The 22915-nt window shown below is 74.3% G+C and carries 22 protein-coding genes and 1 pseudogene; 1 reads left to right on the top strand and 22 read right to left on the bottom strand.

Features of this window, described 5'->3' with window-relative positions:
• Positions 1 to 27 precede the first annotated feature (27 nt).
• The 8 genes and pseudogenes from rplS to ASF47_RS02235 all read right to left on the bottom strand — a co-directional run bounded on the left by rplS (position 28) and on the right by ASF47_RS02235 (position 5413).
• The gene (rplS, locus tag ASF47_RS02265; protein ID WP_056862372.1) at positions 28 to 378 is read right to left on the bottom strand and encodes a 50S ribosomal protein L19; all 351 of its coding nucleotides are present in this window, start codon (positions 376 to 378) and stop codon (positions 28 to 30) included.
• 245 nt (positions 379 to 623) lie between these two features.
• A complete protein-coding gene (locus ASF47_RS21800) occupies positions 624 to 1001 on the bottom strand; it encodes a GNAT family N-acetyltransferase (RefSeq protein ID WP_235558635.1) in 378 nt (125 codons plus the stop codon).
• Positions 1002 to 1088: 87 nt separating this feature from the next.
• Positions 1089 to 1796: pseudogene (gene trmD, locus ASF47_RS21795) on the bottom strand (tRNA (guanosine(37)-N1)-methyltransferase TrmD); the annotation flags it as partial.
• Positions 1797 to 1803: 7 nt separating this feature from the next.
• Positions 1804 to 2394 carry a ribosome maturation factor RimM gene (rimM, locus tag ASF47_RS02255; RefSeq protein WP_235558583.1) on the bottom strand — a complete coding sequence of 197 codons (591 nt, stop codon included), beginning with the start codon at positions 2392 to 2394 and terminating at the stop codon, positions 1804 to 1806.
• 109 nt (positions 2395 to 2503) lie between these two features.
• Positions 2504 to 2746, bottom strand: a complete 243-nt coding sequence (locus tag ASF47_RS02250; RefSeq protein WP_056862370.1) for an RNA-binding protein — start codon at positions 2744 to 2746, stop codon at positions 2504 to 2506.
• A gap of 5 nt (positions 2747 to 2751) precedes the next feature.
• Complete coding sequence (gene rpsP, locus ASF47_RS02245; protein ID WP_056862369.1) at positions 2752 to 3270, bottom strand: 30S ribosomal protein S16; 519 nt, start codon at positions 3268 to 3270, stop codon at positions 2752 to 2754.
• A gap of 195 nt (positions 3271 to 3465) precedes the next feature.
• On the bottom strand, positions 3466 to 4857 hold the full coding sequence (locus tag ASF47_RS02240) for a GntP family permease (RefSeq protein WP_056862368.1): 1392 nt from the start codon (positions 4855 to 4857) through the stop codon (positions 3466 to 3468).
• Positions 4858 to 4861: 4 nt separating this feature from the next.
• On the bottom strand, positions 4862 to 5413 hold the full coding sequence (locus tag ASF47_RS02235) for a gluconokinase (protein WP_235558582.1): 552 nt from the start codon (positions 5411 to 5413) through the stop codon (positions 4862 to 4864).
• Positions 5414 to 5615: 202 nt separating this feature from the next.
• Between ASF47_RS02235 and ASF47_RS02230 the strand changes: the two genes are divergently transcribed.
• A complete protein-coding gene (locus ASF47_RS02230; protein WP_056862367.1) occupies positions 5616 to 6380 on the top strand; it encodes a FadR/GntR family transcriptional regulator in 765 nt (254 codons plus the stop codon).
• A 23-nt stretch (positions 6381 to 6403) separates the two neighbouring features.
• Here the strand turns inward: ASF47_RS02230 and ASF47_RS02225 are convergent, their stop codons facing one another.
• The 14 genes from ASF47_RS02225 to mutM all read right to left on the bottom strand — a co-directional run bounded on the left by ASF47_RS02225 (position 6404) and on the right by mutM (position 22912).
• Complete coding sequence (locus ASF47_RS02225; protein WP_056862366.1) at positions 6404 to 7525, bottom strand: amidohydrolase family protein; 1122 nt, start codon at positions 7523 to 7525, stop codon at positions 6404 to 6406.
• 255 nt (positions 7526 to 7780) lie between these two features.
• Positions 7781 to 8155, bottom strand: a complete 375-nt coding sequence (locus tag ASF47_RS02220) for a hypothetical protein (protein WP_056862365.1) — start codon at positions 8153 to 8155, stop codon at positions 7781 to 7783.
• Positions 8156 to 8210: 55 nt separating this feature from the next.
• On the bottom strand, positions 8211 to 9776 hold the full coding sequence (gene ffh / locus ASF47_RS02215; RefSeq protein ID WP_056862364.1) for a signal recognition particle protein: 1566 nt from the start codon (positions 9774 to 9776) through the stop codon (positions 8211 to 8213).
• Between the two features lie 45 nt (positions 9777 to 9821).
• Positions 9822 to 12041 (bottom strand): [protein-PII] uridylyltransferase, encoded by a 2220-nt coding sequence (locus tag ASF47_RS02210; RefSeq protein WP_056862363.1) that lies wholly within the window; start codon positions 12039 to 12041, stop codon positions 9822 to 9824.
• Positions 12042 to 12114: 73 nt separating this feature from the next.
• On the bottom strand, positions 12115 to 12453 hold the full coding sequence (locus ASF47_RS02205) for a P-II family nitrogen regulator (protein WP_056862362.1): 339 nt from the start codon (positions 12451 to 12453) through the stop codon (positions 12115 to 12117).
• Between the two features lie 165 nt (positions 12454 to 12618).
• Positions 12619 to 12957: a P-II family nitrogen regulator gene (locus ASF47_RS02200; RefSeq protein WP_056862361.1), complete on the bottom strand. Its 339-nt coding sequence runs from the start codon at positions 12955 to 12957 to the stop codon at positions 12619 to 12621.
• Positions 12958 to 12960: 3 nt separating this feature from the next.
• Positions 12961 to 14241, bottom strand: a complete 1281-nt coding sequence (locus ASF47_RS02195) for an ammonium transporter (RefSeq protein WP_056862899.1) — start codon at positions 14239 to 14241, stop codon at positions 12961 to 12963.
• Between the two features lie 258 nt (positions 14242 to 14499).
• Positions 14500 to 15675, bottom strand: a complete 1176-nt coding sequence (gene ftsY, locus ASF47_RS02190) for a signal recognition particle-docking protein FtsY (RefSeq protein ID WP_056862360.1) — start codon at positions 15673 to 15675, stop codon at positions 14500 to 14502.
• A gap of 120 nt (positions 15676 to 15795) precedes the next feature.
• On the bottom strand, positions 15796 to 15999 hold the full coding sequence (locus tag ASF47_RS02185; RefSeq protein WP_056862359.1) for a hypothetical protein: 204 nt from the start codon (positions 15997 to 15999) through the stop codon (positions 15796 to 15798).
• Positions 16000 to 16070: 71 nt separating this feature from the next.
• The gene (locus ASF47_RS02180; RefSeq protein ID WP_228941880.1) at positions 16071 to 16526 is read right to left on the bottom strand and encodes an acyl-CoA thioesterase; all 456 of its coding nucleotides are present in this window, start codon (positions 16524 to 16526) and stop codon (positions 16071 to 16073) included.
• A 118-nt stretch (positions 16527 to 16644) separates the two neighbouring features.
• Complete coding sequence (gene smc, locus ASF47_RS02175; RefSeq protein ID WP_056862357.1) at positions 16645 to 20217, bottom strand: chromosome segregation protein SMC; 3573 nt, start codon at positions 20215 to 20217, stop codon at positions 16645 to 16647.
• Between the two features lie 108 nt (positions 20218 to 20325).
• On the bottom strand, positions 20326 to 21585 hold the full coding sequence (locus tag ASF47_RS02170) for an MFS transporter (protein ID WP_056862356.1): 1260 nt from the start codon (positions 21583 to 21585) through the stop codon (positions 20326 to 20328).
• 77 nt (positions 21586 to 21662) lie between these two features.
• Complete coding sequence (locus tag ASF47_RS02165) at positions 21663 to 21863, bottom strand: hypothetical protein (RefSeq protein WP_056862355.1); 201 nt, start codon at positions 21861 to 21863, stop codon at positions 21663 to 21665.
• Positions 21864 to 22003: 140 nt separating this feature from the next.
• Positions 22004 to 22912 (bottom strand): bifunctional DNA-formamidopyrimidine glycosylase/DNA-(apurinic or apyrimidinic site) lyase, encoded by a 909-nt coding sequence (gene mutM / locus ASF47_RS02160; RefSeq protein ID WP_056862354.1) that lies wholly within the window; start codon positions 22910 to 22912, stop codon positions 22004 to 22006.
• Positions 22913 to 22915 lie beyond the last annotated feature (3 nt).

Raw genomic sequence — 22915 nt, 5'->3', positions numbered from 1 at the left:
CGGTGGTGCTGCGGGGAGCAGAACCGCTCAGGCCTCGCGGCGCTCCTTGATCTTCGCCTTCTTGCCGCGCAGGTTGCGCAGGTAGTAGAGCTTGGCGCGACGCACGTCACCGCGGGTCACGATCTCGATCTCCTCGAAGATCGGGGAGTTCAGGGGGAAGGTGCGCTCGACGCCGACGCCGAAGGACACCTTGCGCACGGTGAAGGTGCGGCCGATGCCGGAGCCCTGGACGCGGATGACGACGCCCTGGAACACCTGGACGCGGGAGCGGTTGCCCTCGACGACCTTGACGTGGACCTTGATGGTGTCGCCGGCGCGGAAGGCCGGGACGTCGTCGCGCTTGAGGGAGTTGCCGAGCTCGGCAATCACGTTGGTCATGGTTCTCCTCGCGGGTGCCACAGGTCAGCCGCGGTGTCGGATGGTCGTACGTGTTCAGGTGTCGGGCGCAGTGCGAGTGGCCGGCGGCGTCGTGCTCCCCCTGTGGCAGGTGCCCGACGCAGACCCCCCTGCCGGCGGCTGCTGGGCAGCGCCTCGGGGTGATCCGGATTTGGCCGACTGGCCGGTGCGCAAGTCTGCCACAGCCGGGCGGGCGGGGGTGAATCAGCCTGAGCGGCCGGGGAGCGTCAGCCGCGGCGGGGCTTGGTCAGCACCGCGGGCCCCGAGGGACCGTCGAGCACCTCGCGCACCGAGTAGCCCGCGCGCTTGTAGCGGCGCAGGTTGGCGGTGCTCGCGGCCCCCGTGAAGAGCCGGTACGCCGTGGCCTCCGGCGCCGCGACGCGCTCGGCGTGCTCGAGCAGGTGGCGTCCCAGCCCGCGCCCGCGCAGGTCGGGGGCCACCATCAGACGCCCGATCTCCCAGGTGCGCCCGTCGAGCCTTCCCCGCACCGACCCGACGAGACGCCCGGCCGAGCGCACGACGTAGGTGTCCCACGACGACAGCGAGGCCGTGACGTCCTCGAGGCTCTCCTGCAGCGGAGGGAGGGTGAGGTCGCCGTTGACCATCGCCTCGCCCACCCAGCACGCCAGCTGGAGGGTGAGGAGCTCGGCCGCGTCGCCGCGCACGGCCGGCACGACGGCCCACTCCCCGCTCACCGCGGCGCTGGCGTGCAGCAGGTCGGGGCGCCGCTCGGCCGTGCGGCGCACGGCCTGGTCGTGGCGCCAGGCCGCGATCGCGCCGTGGTTGCCGCCGAGGAGCACGGGCGGCACGTCGAGGCCTCGCCACGACGCGGGCTTGGTGTAGACGGGGTACTCCAGCAGGCCGTCCTCGTGCGACTCCTCGACCAGCGAGGCGGCGTTGCCCATGAAGCCCGGCAGCAGTCGCACGACCGCCTCGGTGATGGCGAGCGCCGCCACCTCGCCACCGTTGAGCACGTAGTCGCCGAGCGAGACCTCCCGCACCTCGGCGACCGTGCGGGCGTGGTCGAGCACCCGCTGGTCGATGCCCTCGTAGCGTCCACAGGCGAACACCAGGCGCTCGCGACCGGCCAGCTCGCGGGCCAGGGCCTGGGTCATCGGCTCCCCCGACGGCGTCGTGAACACCACCGTGGCCGGCGCCTGCCCGGGCCCGCCGGCACCCAGCACCTCGTCGAGCGCCTCACCCCAGGGCTCGGGCTTCATGACCATGCCGGCGCCCCCGCCGTACGGCGTGTCATCGACGGTGCGGTGGCGGTCGTGGGCCCACGAGCGCAGGTCGTGCACGTGGAGCTCGATCAGACCCTTGGCCACCGCCTTGCCGGGCAGCGAGAGCGACAGCGGCGCGAGGTAGTCGGGGAAGATCGTGAGGTAGTCGAGGCGCACGACGGGCTCAGGCGTCCTCGGGCAGCGGGGTGACGAGCCCCGGTCGGTCGGCCACGACGACGCGTCGCGCGACGAGGTCGACCTCGGGCACGAGCGCCTTGACGAAGGGCACGAGACCCTCGCGACCCGACGGGGTGCGCACGGTCAGCAGGTCCTGGGCGCCACCGTGGACCAGGGCGGTGACCGTGCCGAGTTCGGTGCCGTCGAGGTCGTGCACCGCGAGGCCGACCAGCTGGTGGTCGTAGTACTCGTCGGGGTCGTCGGGTGTCGCGTCGGCCGGCACCGTGGCGTGCAGCAGCAGTCCGCGGGCGGCCTCGGCGGCATTGCGGTCGGGCAGCTCGGCGAAGGTCGCGAGGAGCACGCCCTGGTGCCAGCGGGTCCGGACGACGCTCACGGAGCGCAGCGGCGAGGAGGAGCCGCGGGGCGCCTCGGCGCGCAGCACCGCGCCATCGCCGAAGCGGCGCTCGGGCTCGTCGGTGCGGACGTCGACGGTCACCTCGCCGCGGATGCCGTGGGGCTTGCCGATGCGGCCGACGACCAGCTCGATGGTGGGCTCGCCCGGGGGCGTGCCGGGGGCGCTCGGAAGTGACGGGGGCACGGCGGGTCCTCTCGGTGGTGGCGGGTGGTGCGAAATGCCGAACGGGTGCCGCCCCGGGGGGCGGCACCCGTTCACGCGGTTGCCGGTCGGCGCTGCTGGCCCGGAGGGCTCAGCGGCGGCGGTCGACGTCGACGAAGTCGACGCGTGCACCCTCGCGACCGGCCAGGGCCGACACGACGGTGCGGAAGGCCGACGCCGTGCGCCCGCCGCGACCGATCACCTTGCCGAGGTCGTCGGGGTGGACCCGGACCTCGAGGATCGAGCCGCGTCGCAGCTGCTTGTCGCGGACCGAGACGTCGTCAGGGTTGTCGACGACGCCGCGGACCAGGTGCTCGAGCGCCTCGGCCAGCACGACGCTCAGGCCTCGGTCTTCTCGGCCTCGGCGTCAGCGGCCGGGGTCTCGGCGGCCTCGGCCTGCTCGGCGGCGACCGCGGGGGTCTCGTCGGCGGGGACCTCGGCCGGCTTGTCCTCGGCGGGCTTCTCGTCGGCCTTCTTGCTGGCCTTCTTGGTCACGGCGTCGCCCTTGGGGCTGCTGTGCGCCTCGGCGAGGGCCTCGTTGAAGATGTCGAGCTTGTCGCGCTTGGCGGCCTTCGTCTTCAGCGTGCCCTCGGTGCCGGGGAGACCCTTGTAGGTCTGCCAGTCACCGGTGACCTTGAGGATGGCCTCGACGGCCTCGGTCGGCTGCGCGCCGACGCCCAGCCAGTACTGCGCCCGGTCGGAGACGACGTCGATGTACGACGGGTCCTCCTTGGGGTGGTACTTGCCGATCTCCTCGATCACTCGACCGTCACGCTTCTTGCGCGAGTCGACGACGACGATGCGGTACTGCGGCACCCGGACCTTGCCCAGGCGCTTCAAGCGGATCTTGACGGCCACGTTTGTGGTGTCTCCTCGTTTATCGTGGTGGGTGAGGGAGCGTGCACCAGGTGGGGAAACACCGGGCCCGATCGCCTCGAGGGCACCGCGCGACCGGGTGAGAGGGACCGGGCACGCAGGACTCGACGAGCAATGATGCCAGAGACCCCCGGGTGGGCTAAATCGCCCCGCAGGCCTCCCCGTCGGACCTCCCCGTCAGATCACGAGGCCGAGCAGCAGCACGAAGACGAGCCCGCTCACCGACAGCACGGTCTCCATCAGCGACCACGACTTGATGGTCTGCCCGACGCTCAGGCCGAAGTACTCCTTGACCAGCCAGAAGCCGGCGTCGTTGACGTGGGAGAAGAACACCGAGCCCGCGCCGATGGCCAGCACGACCAGCGAGACCTCGCCCTGGCTGAGCCCCTCGACCAGGCCGAGCATGAGCGCCGAGGCGGTGATGGTGGCGACCGTGGCCGAGCCGGTCGCGAGGCGGATGAGCACGGCCAGGACCCAGGCGAGGAGCAGCACCGACACGTTGGCGTCGCCGGCCCAGTCGGCCAGCAGCGTGCCGATGCCGGTGTCGACGAGCACCTGCTTGAACCCACCGCCGGCGGCCACGATGAGCAGGATGCCGGCGATGGCCGGCAGCGAGCTCTCGACCGAGGAGGTGATGGCGGCGCGGTCCATGCCCGAGCCCCGCCCGAGGGTGAACATCGCCACGACCACGGCGATCAGCAGGGCGGCGAAGGGGTTGCCGACGACGTCGAAGACCTGCCGCACCGTGTCGGTCTCGTCCTCGATGCCGATGTCGACCAGGGCCTTGGCCATCATCAGCACCACCGGGAGCAGCACGGTCGCGACCGTCAGGCCGAAGGCCGGCCGGGCGGCGGCGTCGGTGCGCTCCTCGGCCTCGAAGAGGTCCGGGGCCGGTACGTCGACCCAGCGCCCGGCGAGCCTGCCGAAGAGGGGGCCCGCGACGACCACGGTCGGCACGGCCACGAGCACGCCGAGCGCCAGCGTCGTGCCGAGGTCGGCGCCGAGGGAGTCGATGGCCACCAGCGGGCCGGGGTGCGGCGGCACCAGGCCGTGCATGGCCGAGAGCCCGGCCAGGGTGGGGATGCCGATCGTGATCACCGACAGCTGCGCGCGGCGGGCCACCAGGTAGATCACCGGCATCAGCAGCACGAGCCCGATCTCGAAGAACATCGGCAGCCCGATGAGCGCACCGACACCGGCCATGGCCCAGGGCAGCGCCCGGGGCGAGGCCTTGCCGACGATCGTGTCGACGATCTGGTCGGCGCCGCCGGAGTCGGCGAGGAGCTTGGCGAACATCGCGCCCAGGGCGATGAGCGCCCCCACGCCGGCCGCGGTGGACCCGAAGCCCGTGGAGAAGCTCGTGATGACGCCGTTGACGTTCTGCCCGGCCAGGATGCCGACGGCCAGCGCACCGACGATCAGGGCGAGGAACGGGTGGAGCTTGAGCCAGGTGATCGAGACGACGATGAGGGCGATGGCCGCCAGGGCCGCCAGCACGAGCTGACCGCCGCCCGCGACGGGCTCGGCCAGCTCGGCCGCGGCGAGCGGCAGGATCTGCGGGAGGGTCATGGGGTCAGCTCCTGTCGGCCCGGGCGGGCCAGGGGGTGGTGGGGTCGGACGGGGTGGCGACGGGCCCGGCGAGCAGGGCGAGTGCCTGCTCGACCAGCACGTCGACCGGTCGGTCCACGTCGAGCACGGCGCCCGGCTCACCGGGGGCCAGCGGCTCGAGGGTGGCGAACTGGGAGGCCAGCAGCGACGCGGGCATGAAGTGCCCCGGGCGGGCGGCCTGGCGGCGCGCGATGACGGCCGGGCTGCCCGCGAGGTGGACGACGAGCAGACGCCCGGCCCCGTCGCGCAGCCGGTCGCGGTAGGACCGCTTGAGGGCGGAGCAGCTCAGCACTCCCCCGCCGACCTCGTGATCGCGCAGCCACGAGGCCAGCAGGTCCAGCCACGGGGCGCGGTCGGCGTCGTCCAGCGCGATCCCCGCGGCCATCTTGGCGATGTTGGCCGCCGGGTGGAAGTCGTCGGCGTCGGCGAAGGGCACCCCCGCGCGCCGGGCCAGGGCGGCCCCGACCGTCGACTTGCCGGAGCCGGACACCCCCATCACCAGGGCCAGGGGTCTCACGGGTCCCGGAGGTCCCGGGGGGCGGGTCGTGTCCGGCATCGTGCTCCCGTCGTCGCGACGGCCGTGACCGTCGACACATCGTGTGACTGCACGCACACTATGACCAATGATCGGATCATTGGCAATTGGAAGGTTCAAAGATGCGTTCTTTTCTCCGACACTCCGGGCCGACCCTCCCGGCCCGCCTGGGAGGATGGGCGCCATGAGCCCCCTCGACCCGCCCGCCGAGGCCCCCGCGCCCGGCGCGCGCCCGCACGGGGCGCTCCACGTCGACACCCTCGACGCCCTGGGGTCGCGGCTGGCGTCGGGCGAGGTGGCACCGGGCGAGGTCCTCACGCTCGACGCGATCCGGCGCGAGCACGGCGTCTCGCTCCCGGTGGCCCGCGAGGCCGTCCGGGTCCTGGAGTCGATGGGCATGGTCGTCTCGCGCCGCCGCGTGGGCGTGACCGTGCAGGACCCCTCGGACTGGAACGTCTTCGACCCCCGGCTGGTGCGCTGGCGCCTCGAGGGCTCCGGGCGCACCGAGCAGCTGCTGGCCATCAGCGAGCTGCGCCAGGGCTTCGAGCCCGTCGCGGCGCGCCTGGCCGCCGACCGCGCCACCCCGGAGCAGTGCCGCGCCATGGCGGAGGCGACGACCGACATGGCGGTGCACGGCCGCACCGGCGACCTCGAGGCCTACCTGCTGGCCGACGTGGCCTTCCACCGCACCCTGCTCGACGCGAGCGGCAACGACATGGTGCGTGCACTCGCGGGCCTGGTCGAGGAGGTGCTCGCCGGGCGCACCCACCACGACCTCATGCCGGCGCGGCCCAACCCGACCGCGGTCGCGCTGCACGACGAGGTCGCGCGCTGCGTGCGCACGGGCGACGGCGCCGGCGCCGAGCACGCGATGCGCGCCATCATCGACGAGGCGGCCGGCGCGATGACGGAGCAGGCGGCCACCGACCGGGCCCGCGCGCGGGAGTAGGCCGGACCGGCGCGACCCCGGGATCAGGCGACGACGCGACCGCGCAGCACCACCCGGCTCGGCTCCCAGAGCACCGACGGGTCGCGGCGGGGGTCGCGCTCGACCACGACGAGGTCGGCGGGCGCGCCCTCCTCGAGCCCCGAGGGGTGCCCGAGCCAGGCACGGGCCGACCAGGAGGCCGCCGCGACGACGTCCGCGGCGGGCAGCCCCATCTCGACCATGGCCATCACCTCGCCCGCGAGGTGACCGTGGCGCTGCGCCCCGCCCCCGTCGCTGCCGACGAAGAGGGCCACGCCCGCCTCGTGCGCACTCAGCAGCGTCTCGCGTCGGCGGGCGTGGAGGTCCTCCATCGTGGCGGCGTACGCCGGGAACCTCTCCCGCCCCGCGTCGGCGAACTCCGGGAACTTCTCGGTCTGCATCACCGTCGGCACCAGCGCGGTGCCCGCGGCGACCATGCGCTCGAGGTGGGCGGTCGACAGCCCGGTGCCGTGCTCGATGCAGTCGATGCCGGCGTCGAGGAGCCCGTCGAGCACGTCGCGACCGAAGCAGTGGGCGGTGACCCGTGCGCCCTCGGCGTGGGCGGCGGCGATCGCCGCCGCGAAGTCGGAGGCGGGGAAGGACGGCGCGAGGTCGCCCTGCTCGCGCGAGATCCAGTCGCCGACGAGCTTGACCCAGCCGTCGCCGGAGCGGGCCTGCTCCACGACGGTCGGCACGAGGTCGACGGGCTCCACCTCGTCGGCGTAGTGGCGGATGTAGCGGCGGGTGCGTGCCACGTGGCGACCGGCGCGCAGCAGCCGCGGGAGGTCCTCGCGCTCGTGCACCCAGCGGGTGTCGGCGGGCGAGCCGCAGTCGCGCAGCAGGAGCGCCCCGGCGTCGCGGTCCTGCAGGGCCTGGCGCTCCACCTCGTCCGCGTCGACGGCCCCGTGGTCCTCCATGCCCAGGTGGTTGTGGGCGTCGACCAGGCCGGGGAGCACCCAGCCGGTGGCGACGGTGTCCGCGCCCGGCTGCGGCTCGTAGGTCACGTGCCCGTCGACGACGTAGAGGTCGCGGGAGACGTCGTCGCCGGGCAGCACCGGCCCGCGCACGCGCAGGACGGGCGGTCGGGCGGAGCCGGAGGAGCGGGGGCGAGCGCTGGGGGCGGCCATGCCCGGGACGCTACCGCGCCCACCGGGCCCCGACGAGGACCTGCGCGCCCGGTCGCGGGCGCGCAGGTCCTCCCGGCGTCGCCGCTCAGCGACGGGTCGTGAGGCCGTGGCCGAAGGCGTAGAGCGGGTCGTGGTCGGCGTCGCCGACGTTGATCGGCGGTGCTGCGCACGGCGGCCGCGGGACCGGCCGGCTGAGGGGCTCGGCCGCGCCCGCCCGGGGCCGCCGGGCCGCTGGGCCGCTGGGCCCGCCCGGTCTCAGCGCTCGATCTGGTCCAGGAGCCACGACGGGCTCATCGCCCGGGCGCCCAGGCCCTCGCAGCGCCCGCGCAGCACGTGGTCGGCGCTGATGAGGACCACCTGGTCGCCTCGCTCGCAGGCCACCCGGGTCTGCTCGATGATGGTCGTGTCGCCGTCGCGCGGGGCGTGCACGGTGGTGACGTGCTGGTCGCGACCGGCCCGCACCCCGCCCTTGGCCGCCCCCTCGAGCACCAGCACGATCCGGTCGTAGGGGGTGTCGGCCACCAGCAGCCGCTCGTGGAGCCGGCGCGCGGCGCCCGCGCGGTCCCTCCACCAGCCGTCGGGTCGTGAGCCGACGACGTTGGCGGCGTCGACGACGAGCACGGAGGTCACGGCCGCCGACCGTCCCCGGGGCCGGTCGGAGCGGGCCCGACCACGTCGCGACCGGTCACTTCAGGAACTTCGAGAAGTCCTTCGGCAGGTCGAGGGCCGCGGCCGCCTGCTCGTAGTCGACGTCCTCGCCCGGGGTGGCGAACGGGTTGACCGCACCCGCCTTGTCCTTGGCGGCCGCGGCCTCCTGGGCGGCCTTCGCGGGGTTGCCGGAGCGCTTGGCGCCCTTGCCCTTCTTGGGCTGGGCCTTGGCCTTGCCGCGCTTGGGCCCGCCCATCCCCGGCATCCCCGGCATGCCGGGCATCCCGGGCATGCCGCCACCGCGCGCCATCTGCTCCATCATCTTGCGCGCCTCGAAGAAGCGGTCGACGAGCTGGTTGACGTCGGAGACCTGGCGCCCCGATCCCTTGGCGATGCGGGCGCGACGCGAGCCGTCGATGAGCTTGGGGTTCTCCCGCTCGCCGGGCGTCATGGAGCGGATGATCGCCTCGATGCGGTCGATCTCGCGCTCGTCGAAGTTCTCCAGCTGCTCGCGGAACTGGCCCATCCCGGGCAGCATCCCCATGATCTTCGACATCGAGCCCAGCTTGCGCACCTGCTGCATCTGCTGGAGGAAGTCGTCGAGGGTGAACTGCCCGCCCCGGCCCGAGAGCTTCTCGGCCGCCTTCATCGCCTGCTCGGCGTCGAAGGTCTTCTCGGCCTGCTCGATCAGGGTCATCATGTCGCCCATGTCGAGGATGCGCGACGCCATGCGGTCGGGGTGGAAGAGGTCGAAGTCGGTGAGCTTCTCGCCGTTGGAGGCGAACATGACCGGCTTGCCGGTGATCGAGGCGATCGACAGGGCCGCGCCACCGCGGGCGTCGCCGTCGAGCTTGGTGAGCACGACGCCGTCGTAGCCGACGCCCTGGAGGAAGGCCTGGGCCGTGACCACGGCGTCCTGGCCGATCATCGCGTCGACGACGAAGAGCACCTCGTCGGGCTGCACGGCGTCGCGGATGTCGGAGGCCTGCTGCATCAGCTCGGCGTCGATGCCGAGGCGGCCGGCGGTGTCGACGATGACCACGTCGTGCAGGGTGCGCCGGGCCTCGGCGATCGAGGCCCGGGCCACCGACACGGGGTCGCCGACGCCGTTGCCGGGCTCGGGGGCGAAGACCGGCACGCCGACGCGCTCGCCGTTGACCTGCAGCTGCTTGACGGCGTTGGGCCGCTGGAGGTCGCAGGCCGCGAGCATCGGGGTCTTGCCCTGGTCCTTGAGCCACAGCGCGAGCTTGGCGGCCAGGGTCGTCTTGCCGGCGCCCTGGAGGCCCGCGAGCATGATGACGGTCGGGCCCGACTTGGCGTAGCGCAGCCGGCGGGTCTCGCCGCCCAGGATCGCGACGAGCTCCTCGTTGACGATCTTGATGATCTGCTGGGCGGGGTTCAGCGCACCGCTGACCTCCTCGCTGCGGGCACGGTCCTTGACCGCCCCCACGAACTCCTTGACCACGGGCAGCGCGACGTCGGCCTCCAGCAGCGCGATGCGGATCTCGCGCGCGGTGGCGTCGATGTCGGCCTCGGAGAGCCGACCCTTGCCCCGCAGGTTCTTGAAGGTGTCGGCGAGACGGTCGGAGAGTGTGGCGAACAAGGGTGTCCTCGGGGGCGTCGAACGGGCGAGCAGTCGGCGTCGAGCCTAACGCGACTCCCCCGACAAGGTCGCCCTGACCGCGTGCGCCGCCGCCGCGGCACGGGTCTCGGCCAGCTGACCGGCGCCCGCCTCCTGGAGGTAGAAGACGTCGACCGCCTGCGGCCCGAGGGTGTCGACGTGGGCCGAGCGCACCGCGACGTCGAGGCGGGCCAGGGCGGAGCACACGAGGTAGACGACCCCCGGGCGGTCCGCGGTGCGCACCTCGAGCACCGTGGCCGAGGCCGACGCGTCGGCCCGCACCTCCACCGTGGGCGCCAGCGTGGTGGCGTCGGGCGGGGTCAGCCGCGCCGCGGGGTCGACCCGGCCCTCGACGATCGCGTCGTACTTCTCCAGCAGGAAGGCCCCGGTCAGGTCGCTCTGCGCGACCTCCCAGACCGAGACGCCGTAGACGTCCTGGGCCCAGACCCGTGCCGCGCGCACGGCGATGCGCTGCAGGGCGAACATCGCGGCGAAGTCGGCCAGCAGGCCGACCCGGTCGGGGGCGATGACGGTCACGCGCGAGCCGTCGGGGGTGGCCTCGACGCTCACCGACACCGCCCCGCGGCGCACAGCCTCCGGGATGTCGACCTCGTCGGTCTCCACGACCGGCAGGCTCTGGCCGGTGTCGATCGCGGTGCGCACCCGGCGCGACAGGTCGAGCACCAGGCCCGCGCGCCAGCTCGACCACGCCGGGGCCGAGGCGGCCTTGGCGTCGGCCTCGGTGAGCGAGGTCAGCAGGGCCAGCGCCTCGGTGGTGCGGATGCGGCTGGCGACCCGGTCGACGGTGGCCGGGTCGTCGGGGTCGCGGGTGGTCGCGGTCTCCGAGAGCAGCAGGTGCCAGCGCACCAGCGAGGCGATGAGGTCGACGGCGTCGGGGGCGAAGCCCATGCGGGTCGCGATCGTCCGGGCGAGGGGCTCGCCGGCGACGCTGTGCTCGGTCAGCGAGCCCTTGCCGATGTCGTGCAGCAGGGCGGCCACCATCAGCACGTCGGGTCGTCCGACGTGACGGATGAGCGCCGAGGCCTCGATGCAGGTCTCGACCACGTGGCGGTCGACGGTGAAGCGGTGGATGGCCGAGGCGTGCGGCAGCAGCCGGATGCGCTCCCACTCGGGCAGCAGCCGGGTGAGCGCCCCGGTCTCCTCGAGGGTCTCCCACACCGGCAGCAGACCCCGGCCCGAGGCCAGCAGCCGCACCAGCTGCTGGCGGGCCTCGGCCGGCCACGGGTCGGGCAGCGGCGGGCACTCGCGCGCCAGCCGCGCCGCGGTGGGCGGGGCCAGCACGACGTCCATCTCGGCGGCGGCCGCGGCGGCGCGCAGCAGGAGCACGGGGTCCTGGGCGGGCTTGGCGCGGGCGTCGAGCACGATCTCGCGACCGGCCAGCGCCACCCCGGGCGCGACCGGCGTCAGCGACGGGCGTCGTACGCCGACCTGGGCCGGGCGTGCCAGCACGTCGTCGACGCGCCGCCAGGTCAGGCGCGAGAGGTGCGTGATGCGCCGCCCGAGCTCGCGCACGTGCACCTGCGCGCTGCGCGCGTCGGGCAGGTCGAGTCCGGTGGCCAGCTCGCTCCACGTCTCGGGGTTGACCCGGTCGGTGGCGCGTCCGGCGGCGTCCTGCACGAGGTCGCGCACGTCGAGCAGCTGCTGGCGGCTGCGCTCGAGCTCGACGTGGGGCACGTCGACCAGCCAGGTCGCGACCAGGGCCTTGAGCACGGTGGCGTCGCGCAGCCCGCCCTCCGCCTCCTTGAGGTCGGGCACCGACAGGTGGGCCAGCTCCCCCACCCGCTCGTGGCGCGAGCGCACCATCTCGTGCAGGGCCGGCAGCCGCTCGCGCGAGCGGCGGCGCCAGTGGGCCAGCATGGTCGTGCGCAGCCTCAGGGTCAGGCTCGGGTCGCCGGCCAGGTGGCGGATGTCGACGAGCCCGAGCGCGACCCGCAGGTCGGCCTCGGCCGCGGCCAGCATCTGCGGCATCGAGCGCACGGAGTGGTCGATGGTGGTGCCGGAGTCCCACAGCGGGTACCACAGCTGGTGGGCCAGCTCACCGGGGTCGACGCCGTCCTCGGTGACCAGCACGACGTCGAGGTCGGAGTGCGGGGCGAGCTCGCCGCGGCCGTAGCCGCCCACGGCGACCAGGGCCGTGCCGGTGTCCTGGCCTCCCGCGGCCTCGTAGGCCTTCGTGCACAGCGCGTCGGCCCCGGCGGTGCGGCGGGCGCGGTCGGCGGCGCTCATGCGGGGGCCTGCTGCCGGCTCGTGCGGAGGTGCTGGGCGTGCTGGGGGTGCGCGTGGGGGTGGGGAGGCACGGTCAGAGGGCTGCGTCGTCCTTGTCACCGGTGCGCACGCGCACCACCGACTCGACCGGTGAGACCCAGACCTTGCCGTCGCCGATGCGGCCCGAGGCGGCGCTGGCCACGATGGTGTCGACCACGGTCGTGGCGTCGGTGTCGTTGACGACGATCTCCAGGCGGATCTTGGGCACCAGCGCGATGTCGTACTCCGCGCCGCGGTAGACCTCGGTGTGGCCCTTCTGCCGGCCGTAGCCGCTGACCTCGCTCACGGTCATGCCGGTGACGCCGACGCTCTCGAGGGCGACGCGGACGTCCTCCCACTTGTGCGGCTTGATGACCGCGGTGACGAGCTTCATGGGTCTCTCCTGGGTCGGGCGGGCCGGCGGGAGCCGGGAAGGTGGGGCCGATCATGCCGGACGGCCCCGGCGGCGGGGAGGGCCCCGCGCCGCGGGTCGGCCGGTCGGTCCGGGACGCGACGGGCCCGGCACCCCTGCGTGAGGGGGCCGGGCCCGTCCGGTGGATCACAGTGCGGCTGCGTCCCGGTCGCCGGTGCGCACGCGCACCACGCTCTCGACGGGGCTCAGCCAGACCTTGCCGTCGCCGATGCGCCCGGTCTGGGCGGTCTTGACGACGATGCCCACGACGTCCTCGGCGTCGTCGTCCTCGACGACGATCTCGATGCGGATCTTGGGCACCAGCGCGATGTCGTACTCCGCGCCGCGGTATACCTCGGTGTGGCCCTTCTGCCGGCCGTAGCCGCTGACCTCGCTGACGGTCATGCCGGTGACGCCGAAGGTCTCGAGGGCCTCGCGGACGTCCTCCCACTTGTGCGGCTTGATCACCGCGGTCACGAGCTTCATGGCTCAGACACCTTCCTTCTGGGTCTTCGGCGCGAGCACGCTGGTGGCGTTGCCCGAGCCGCCGACGCCGGTGTGCAGGTCGTACGCCGACTCGCCGTGGGCGGCCAGGTCGATCCCGCCGACCTCGTCCTCCTCGGCCAGGCGCAGCCCGATGGTGTACTTGATGGCCAGCGCGATCACCGCGGTCAGCACGCCGGAGTAGGCGACCGCGACCAGCACGCCGAGCACCTGGTCGACCAGGGAGTCGACGCCGCCGCCGTAGAGCAGGCCGTCGACGCCGCCGGCGCCGTCGCTGGTGGAGAAGACGCCGATCAGCACCGTGCCGACGATGCCGCCGACGAGGTGGACGCCCACGACGTCGAGGGAGTCGTCGAAGCCGGCCTTGAACTTCAGGCCGACGGCCCAGGCGCAGACCGCGCCGGCGATGGCGCCGATGGCCACCGCACCCTCGATGTCGACCGCGCCGGCGGCCGGGGTGATCGCGACCAGGCCCGCGACGATGCCGGAGGCCGCGCCGAGCGAGGTGGCCTTCTTGTGCAGGACGCGCTCCACGACCAGCCAGCCGAGGATGGCGGCCATGGTGGCCAGGGTGGTGTTGGCGAAGGTGCGGCCGGTCTCGGAGAGGAACTGGGCCATGTCGGCCTCCTCGCTCTCACCGCCGAAGACGATCGAGCCGACGTTGAAGCCGTACCAGCCGAACCAGAGCAGGCCGGCGCCGAGCATGGTCAGCGTCAGGTTGTGCGGGCGCATCTTGTCGCGGGGCCAGCCGACTCGCTTGCCGAGCAGCAGCACGAGCACGAGGGCCGCGACGCCGGCGTTGATGTGGACGGCCGTGCCGCCGGCGTAGTCCTGCGCGCCGATGCGGCCGCAGATGAGGGAGTCGTCGGTGCAGCTGAAGACCATGTGGGCCAGCGGGAAGTAGACGACCAGGGCCCAGATCGGCACGAAGGTCACCCAGGCGGCGAACTTCATGCGGCCCTCGACCGCGCCGCTGATGAGGGCGCAGGTGATGATCGCGAAGGTCATCTGGAACATCACGAAGATGTAGCCGTCGGTCGTGACGCCGTCGAGCCAGAACAGCTCGAAGGGGTTGGCGAAGAAGGTGCCCTCGCCGCCGAAGCCCATCGACCAGCCGACCGCGACGTAGAGGATGCCCACGATCGCGGCGGCGATGTAGGACATCATCATCATGTTCAGCACGGACTTCGAGCGGGACATGCCGCCGTAGAACAGGGCGAGCGCGGGCACCGTCATCATCAGCACGAGCGCTGTCGCGATGAGCATGAAGGCGTAATAGCCGTCCACAGGACCTCCAGGGGAATTGCGCGGTGACGCTGGGGCGTCGGCGACTCCGGTGTCGGCGGCCCAGCGGCTGTTGCAGGAGACCTTGGTGGGGCCAGGTTTCCTCTCCCCGTGAGGTGTGTTTCAGCCACGTAAACGACCCGGTGGCTGTGTAACTTCACGATGACGTGACGACGGGCGCGGCCCCGCACCGAGGTGCGGGGCCGCGCCCGTGCGGCCCGGTCGGCGTGCGCCGGGCGCTCAGCCCAGCAGCGCGTCGACGAAGGCGCCGGAGTCGAAGGGCGCCAGGTCGTCGGGGCCCTCGCCCAGGCCCACGAGCTTGACCGGCACGCCGAGCTCGCGCTGCACGGCCACGACGATGCCGCCCTTGGCGGAGCCGTCGAGCTTGGTGAGCACGATGCCGGTGACGTCGACGACCTCGCTGAAGACGCGGGCCTGGATCATGCCGTTCTGACCCGTGGTGGCGTCGAGCACCAGCAGCACCTCGGTGACGGGGGCCTGCTTCTCGATGACCCGCTTGACCTTGCCCAGCTCGTCCATGAGGCCGGCCTTGTTCTGCAGCCGGCCCGCGGTGTCGACGATGACGGTGTCGGCGCACTCGCTCGCGCCCTGCTTGACCGCCTCGAAGGCGACGCTGGCGGGGTCGGTGCCCTCGGGGCCGCGCACGACGTCGACCCCGACGCGCTCGCCCCAGGTGGCCAGCTGCTCGACGGCGGCGGCGCGGAAGGTGTCGGCGGCGCCGAGCACCACCGAGCGGTCCTCGGCCACGAGGATGCGGGCGATCTTGCCCACCGTGGTGGTCTTGCCGGCACCGTTGACTCCGACCACCAGCACGACGCCGGGCCGGCCGTCCTCGCCGCTGACCTGGAGCCGGCGGTCCATGCTCGGGTCGACCAGCGCCAGGAGCTCCTCGCGCAGCACCTCGCGGGCCTGGGAGGCGTCGGCGCCGTCGACGCGCATGCGGGTGCGCAGCCGGTCGACCAGCTCCTGGGTGGGGCCGACGCCGATGTCGGCGGTGAGCAGGGTGTCCTCGATGGACTCCCAGGTGTCCTCGTCGAGCCGGTCGCGCGAGAGCAGCGCGAGCAGGCCGCGGCCCAGGGCTCCCTGGGAGCCGGCCAGCCGCTGACGCAGCCGCTGCAGGCGCGAGGCCGTGCTCTCCGGCCGCTCCAGGGTCGGCGCGGGGGCGGTCTCGGGCTCGACCGGCGCCTCGGGCGCCTCGGGCTCGAGGGTGGCCGGCGGCGAGCTGAGCTCGACCGGCTCGGCGCCGTCCTCGACGGGCGTGCCGAGGACGTCGGTGTGGGTGTCGGGCAGGGGCGCCGGCTTGCGGCGGCGGGTCACCACCAGGCCGGTCACGGTGGCCACGAGGGCCACGCCGACCAGCGCGATGACGAGGATCAGGATGGCGATGGCTTCCATGGCCTCATCCAACCAGAGCGGGCCGCCGTGCCTGTCGGGCAGGAGCGTGACTCGGGGGCTCGCCCCACGGCACCTGCCGCCGGGCTGCTCGCGAGCCGGCCCACAGCCGCGGGCGGATGCTCAGGCGGAGCGGTCCTGCTGCGCGCCCACCCGGGCGCGGGCGTCGTGCTCGAGGGTCGGGACGGCGTCGGCGGCGCGCGACATCACGCCGCCGAGCCACTCGCCCTGCGGCGGCGTCTGCCCGCGGTGCGGGAAGGCGACGTAGAAGATGACCAGGCCCGCGAGGACGAGGATGACGAGCATGGCGACGGCGATGACGAGCACGCGGACCTTCCGAGACGTGTGAGGCGCGGCGCCCGGTCGGGGGCCGCACCGTCACGGTCGCACAGGCAGGGTCAGCCCGCCTCACCCCCGCGCAGGAGTGGCTCGACTGCGACACGGATCACGTCGGGCATCGGGGTCACCGGCCGGGCCGGGTCGGTGTCGTCGACGTAGACGTGGACGAAGCGGCCCTCGGCCGCCGCCTCCTCCGCGTCGCCCTGGAAGAGACCGATGCGGTAGACGATCGAGGAGGTGCCGACCTTGTCGACGACCAGGCCCGACTCCACCGGGGCCGGGAAGCCGATCTCGCGGAAGTAGCGGCACGAGGTCTCGGCCACGACGCCGATGGCGGGCAGGCGGCGCACGTCGACGCCCGTGTGCTCGTAGAGGTGCGCGTTGACCGCGGTGTCGAACATCTCGTAGTAGGTCGCGTTGTTGAGGTGCCCGTAGGCGTCGTCGTCTCGCCAGCGCGTGGTGATGGTGCGCCAGGCGACGTAGTCGGCTCGGGTGGGTCGGGTGCGGTCGCTCACGGCGGCCATCCTGCCAACGCCCGGCGTGCCGGCGCACGACGGGTCGCAGCCGGCCGACCGCGCCGCACCGGGGCCTGCGGCGCACGTCCGGGTCGGACCGGCCGGTCCCCCGTCGGGGTCAGGCCGTCTCCGCCTCGCGCAGCCGCTGGCTGATGACCGTGGAGACCCCGTCGCCGCGCATCGTCACGCCGTAGAGGGCGTCGCCGACCTCCATCGTCCGCTTCTGGTGGGTGATGACGAGCAGCTGCGAGCTCTCGCGCAGCTCCTCGTAGATCTGCAGCAGCCGGCCCAGGTTGGTGTCGTCGAGCGCGGCCTCGACCTCGTCGAGGATGTAGAACGGCGAGGGCCGGGCCTTGAAGAGGGCGACCAGGAAGGCCACCGCCACCAGCGAGCGCTCGCCGCCGGAGAGCAGCGAGAGCCGCTTGACCTTCTTGCCCGGCGGGCGCGCCTCGACCTCGATGCCGGTGGTGAGCATGTCGGAGGGGTCGGTGAGCACGAGGCGGCCCTCGCCGCCGGGGAAGAGCCGGGCGAAGGTGGCGTCGAAGGCCCGCTCGACGTCGGCGTAGGCCTCGGTGAAGACCTGCTCCACGCGCACGTCGACGTCCTTGACGATGTCGAGGAGGTCCTTGCGCGTGCGCCGCAGGTCGTCGAGCTGCTCGGAGAGGAACTGGTGGCGCTCCTCCATCGCGGTGAACTCCTCCAGCGCCAGCGGGTTGACCCGGCCCAGCTGGGCCAGCGCGCGCTCGGCGCTGCGCAGCCGCTTCTGCTGCTCCTCGCGCACGTAGGCCACCGGCTCCGGGGCGGGGTCGTCCTCGGCCGCGTCCGGGGCGGGCGCGACCGGCACCGGCTGGTCGGGGCCGTATTCGGCGACGAGGGCGTCGGGCTCGACGCCGAGCTCGTCGAGGGCGCGCTGCTCGAGCTGCTCGATGCGCATCCGCTGCTGGGAGCGGGCCAGCTCGTCGCGGTGCACCGTGCTGACCAGCTCGTCGTGCTCGCGGCCCAGGTCGCGCAGCCGTGCCCGGGCGGCGAGCAGCTCGCCCTCCCGGCCCCGCCGCTGCTCCTCGATCGCGGTGCGGGCCTCGGCGGCCAGGCCCACCGACACCTCGAGCCGCTCCAGCACCGCGGCCACACCGGCGCCCACGGCGCGGGCGGCGCGGGCCTCGCGCTCGAGCCGGCGGCGCCGCTCGGCGGCGCGGGCACGGGCCTGGCGCTCCTGCGCCGCGGCGCGCAGCAGCGAGTCGGCTCGCCCGTGCAGCGCGCGCGCCCGCTCCTCGGCGGTGCGCAACGCCAGCCGGGTCTCCATCTCGCCCTGTCGCGCCTCGCGGGCCGCCGCGGCGAGGCGCTCGCGCTCGGCGGTGTCGGGCTCCTCGTCGGGGCTCTCCTCCGCCCCGGCCAGGCGGGCCTCGAGATCGGCCAGGCCCGCGACGTCGCGGTCGCGCGCGGCCTCGGCCTGCGCGATGGCCTGCTCCAGGCGCTCGGCCTCCCCCCGCGCCGCGCGCGCCTGCGAGCCGTGCTGGCCCAGCTCCTCCGCGACGGCGGCCAGCGTCGCGTCGGACTCGTGCAGGCTCGCCAGCGCGGCGTCGACGCGCTGCTGGGCCTCCAGGCGCTCCCGCTCCAGGCGGGAGAGCGCGAAGCCGAGCCGCTCCCCCGTCGCGACCGCCTCGGCCAGCTGGGTCGTCGCGTCGTCGACGGCGGCCTGGACCTCGATCAGGCTCGGCTGGTCGCCCGACCCGCCGGCTGCGACGTGGGCGCCGAGCACGTCGCCGTCACGGGTGACCGCGACGAGGTCGGGGGCCTCGGCGACCAGGGCGCGCGCGGCGGTGAGGTCGTCCACCACGGCGACCTTGCGCAGCAGGCGGGCCAGGGCGGCCTGCAGCCCTGCGGGGCACTCCACCGAGTCCACGGCGTACGACGCCGTCGCCGGCAGGGCCGGCCAGTCACGGTCGGCCGCCGCCCCGCCGGCCTCGGCCGGGTCGGCCGCCAGCAGCAGCCCGGCCCGGCCGAGCTCGCGGTCCTTGAGGTGGCCGATGGCCGCGAGCGCGGCGTCGGGGCCGGTGACCGCGACGGCGTCGGCGGCGGCGCCGAGCGCCGCGGCGACGGCGGTCTCGTGGCCCGGGCGCACCGACACCAGCGCCGCGACCGAGCCCAGCAGGCCGGAGACGCCGTCGGAGGCGGCGAGCAGGGCGCCCGCGCCGTCCTTGCGCTGCAGCCCCATCTCGAGCGCCTCCTTGCGCGCGCTCAGCGCCGAGCGCTCGCGGTCGGCCCGGGCGGCCTCCTCGCGGGTGGCGGCCAGCTGCTCCTCGAGGTCGTCGAGGGCGGCCACGGCGGCCTCGTGCTCGGCGTCGAGGCCCTCCTCGCCCGCGTCGAGGCCGGCGACACGGGTCTCCAGGGCGGTGAAGTCGCGCTGGGCCCGCTCGGCGCGGGCCACCGCGGCCTCGCGGGCGGCACCGAGGCGGCCCACCTCGTCGGCGGCCGCCGCGGCGCGCGAGCGCAGCGCGTTGACCTGGCCGTGCAGCCGCGCGAGGCCTTCGCGGCGGTCGGCCGCAGCCCGTTGCAGACCCGCCACGCGCCGGTCCTCCGCGGCGGCGGCCTCCTCGGCCGCCGTGCGGTCGGCGACGGCCCGGTCCATCGCGGCGCGTCGCTCCTCGACCTCGGCCGCGCTCTCCTGCTCGCGCGCACGGGCCCGCTCGGCCTGCTCCTCGAGCTCCTCGGGGTCGCGGCCCGAGGGCTGCTCGGGCGCCGCACCGGCGGCGTTGCGCACGCGCTCGGCGGCCAGCGACTGGGTGCCCCGCAGCCGCTCGCGCAGGCCCGAGAGGGCGAACCACGTCTCCTGGGCCGCCGACAGCGCCGGGAGGTCCTCGCGCAGCGCCGCCTCGAGAGCCGCCTCGGCCTCGCGGGTCTCGGCGAGGGCCGCCTCGAGCCGGGTCCGGCGCTCCAGGAGCACCGACTCGTCGGCCAGCTCCTGCTCCAGCGACGTGCGGGCGCCCACCAGGTCGTCGGCCAGCAGCCGCGCCCGGGCGTCGCGCACGTCGGCCTGCACGGTCGCCCCACGGCGGGCCACCTCGGCCTGGCGGCCCAGCGGCTTGAGTTGGCGACGGATCTCGCTGAGCAGGTCGGTCAGCCGCGTGAGGTTGCCGTCGGTGGAGTCGAGCTTGCGCAGCGCCTTCTCCTTGCGCTTGCGGTGCTTGAGCACCCCGGCGGCCTCCTCGATGAAGCCGCGCCGGTCCTCCGGCGTCGCGTGCAGGATGGTGTCGAGCTGGCCCTGCCCGACGATGACGTGCATCTCGCGGCCGATGCCGGAGTCGCTGAGGAGCTCCTGCACGTCGAGCAGGCGGCAGGTGCTGCCGTTGATGGCGTACTCCGAGCCGCCGCTGCGGAACATGGTGCGGCTGATCGTCACCTCGGCGTACTCGATCGGCAGCGCGCCGTCGGAGTTGTCGATGGTGAGGAGCACCTCGGCGCGCCCCAGCGGTGGGCGGCCCGAGGTGCCGGCGAAGATGACGTCGTCCATCTTGCCGCCGCGCAGCGACTTCGCGCTGGCCTCGCCCATCACCCAGGCGAGGGCGTCCACGACGTTGGACTTGCCCGAGCCGTTGGGCCCGACGATGCAGGTGATGCCCGGCTCGAGCTGGAGCGTGGTGGCGGACGCGAAGGACTTGAAGCCCTTCAGGGTCAGGCTCTTGAGGTACACCACGGGCTCCTCGGTCGTCGCGTCCGGACGGGCACGGGGCCGTCTCGACGGCCACGTGGGGGAAGCCCGGCGCCCGTCACCCTACCGGCGCCGGCTCCGGCCGGCGGGTCAGACGTCGTCGAGCGGCGCGGTGCGCGCGTCGGCGTGGGCGATGTGGCTGAGCTGGCGCCACAGCGCGACCACGAGCACCGCCGAGCCGACGAAGGCGAACCAGAAGGGGGCGGTGACCCCGAACCCCTGGGCCAGCGCCCCACCGAGGGCCGACCCGATCACCAGGCCGCCGTAGACCCCGACCAGGTTGACGCTGCCCACGCGGCCCTGGAGGCGGGCGGGCACGGCCCGCTGGCGCACGGTGATGGAGGTGGTGCCCCAGATGAAGGCGTGGGCGCCGAAGACGAAGAAGATCGGCAGGGCCACCCGAGGGTCGGTGGTCAGGGCGAGCCCCAGGTGGGTGAGGGTCTCGACCACCAGCCCCACGCGCATGAGGTCGCCCAGGCTGACCCGGCGCGTGATCCAGCCGTAGGACAGCGTGCCGAGCAGCCCGCCGACGGCACCCACCGTCGTGACCAGGCCGAAGCCGACCGCGCCCAGCCCCAGCCGCTCGGTGGCGTAGAGCACCAGCACCGACCAGGCGGCGCCGAAGGTGACGTTGAAGGCGAAGATGGTCAGCACGAGGGTGCGCACGGCCGCGTGGTGGCGCACCCACCGGAAGCCCTCGCCCACCTCCGCCCGCAGCCGCCGGTCGGCGCGCGGCACGTCGGTCGGCGCCGGCCGGTGCGGCAGCACGAGGCGCGAGAGCAGCAGGGCCCCGAGGGCCACGAGCACCGCCTGCGCGGCGAACGGCCACGCCGCGCCCGCCGCGAAGAGCGCGGCGCCCAGCGGCGGGCCCGCGAGCTGGTTGACGGTGATGAAGCCGGTCTGCAGCCGGGCGTTGCCGACCGCGAGGTCGTCGCGGTCGACCAGCATCGGCAGGATCGTGCTCGAGGCGTTGTCGGCGAACATCTCCGCCGTGCCGAGCAGGAAGAGCGCGACGAGGACGAGACCGATCGAGACGGCGCCGGTGAGGACCGCCGTGGTCAGCAGGGCCAGGACGCCGCAGCGCACGAGGTCGACGGCGATCACCAGCCGCCGGCGGTCGACGCGGTCGGTCAGCGCCCCGGCGTAGAGACCGAGCAGCAGCGGCGGCAGCCACTGCACCAGCGCCGCCAGCGCGACCAGGAACTCCTGGTCGGTCTGCGAGGCGACCAGGAGCGGCCCGGCGGCCAGCACGATCCCGTCGCCCAGGTTGCTGGTCCACGAGGAGGCCAGGAGCCACCGGTAGCCCGGGCCCAGCCGACGGGGCACGACGATCTCGACCAGGCTGCTCACGGGGTCAGGACGCTAGCGCTCCGCCCCGCGGTCGGCACGCGGGTTTCCGGCCGGCGTGCGCCGACCGGTGCGGCGGGTCAGGCCGGCTGCATCTCCTGGGTGTGCGCGGCGTCGAGGATCTCGGCGGCGCGCGAGGCGACCAGGCGGTCGTTCTCCTCGCTGAGGCGGACGACGAGCGACTCCAGCTCGGCCACCCGCGCGCGCAGTCGCGCGTTGTCGGAGGCGAGGCGCGGGTCGCGCAGGTCGCTGCTCATGTAGCCGATCAGCGCCTTGGCCATGGCTTACCTTCCGGAGGTGGGTCTGGGTGCGTGCGATACGACCCTGAGAGGGCCGTCTACAAGAGTCCCACCGGTGCCCCGCAGGGTCAATCCGAGCGCACAGGCGGGCCCGGTCGGGCCTGGTCGGGTCGGGGTCGAGCTCAGTCGGGGGCGGGCAGCGCCGGCCCGGCGAGCGGCCCCGGCGCCCGCCGACGCCGCGGCGCCGGCTGGCAGACGGGGCAGAAGAACGAGGAGCGGTTGGTGAACGCCACGCGTCGGATCGGCGTGCCGCACCGCTCGCACGGCTCGCCCTCGCGTCCGTAGGCGTGCAGCGAGCGGTCGAAGTAGCCCGACTCGCCGTTGACGTTGACGTAGAGGGCGTCGAACGACGTGCCTCCCTGCGCGAGGGCGTCGCCCATGACCTCGCGGGCGTGCGCGAGCAGCTCGACGACCTGGCCGCGCGTGAGCCGCTCCCCCGGCCGCTCGCCGTGGATGCGCGCCCGCCACAGCGACTCGTCGGCGTAGATGTTGCCCACCCCGGAGACCAGCCCCTGGTCGAGCAGCAGCCGCTTGACCGCCGAGCGGCGGCGGCGCACCGCGGCGACGAAGGCGTCGTCGTCGAAGGCCGGGTCGAGCGGGTCGCGCGCGATGTGGGAGATCTCGGGCGGGAGGACGGCGCCGCCGACCGAGATCGACAGCCCGCCGAACATGCGCTGGTCGACGAAGCGCAGCTCACGGCCCTCGTCGGCCCCCGCGAGCCGCAGCCGCACGCGCAGGTGCCGCTCGGCCGGGGCCTGCGGCGGCTGCACCAGCATCTGGCCGCTCATGCCGAGGTGCGCCACCAGGGCGTCACCGGTGTCGGCGTCGTCGAGGGGGAGCCACAGGTACTTGCCGCGTCGGCGGGCGCCGACGATGCGGCGGCCGGTCAGGTCGGCGGCGAAGCCCGCGGGGCCGGCCGCGTGCCGGCGCACCGGGCGCGGGTGGAGCACCTCGACGTCGGTGACGGTGGCGCCCACGACGTGGCGCTCGAGGCCCGCGCGGACGACCTCGACCTCGGGCAGCTCCGGCACGGG

This window comes from Nocardioides sp. Leaf285, from assembly GCF_001422955.1.
Taxonomy (GTDB): Bacteria; Actinomycetota; Actinomycetes; order Propionibacteriales; family Nocardioidaceae; genus Nocardioides; species Nocardioides kribbensis.
This window is presented reverse-complemented; position numbering and strand designations above follow the sequence as displayed.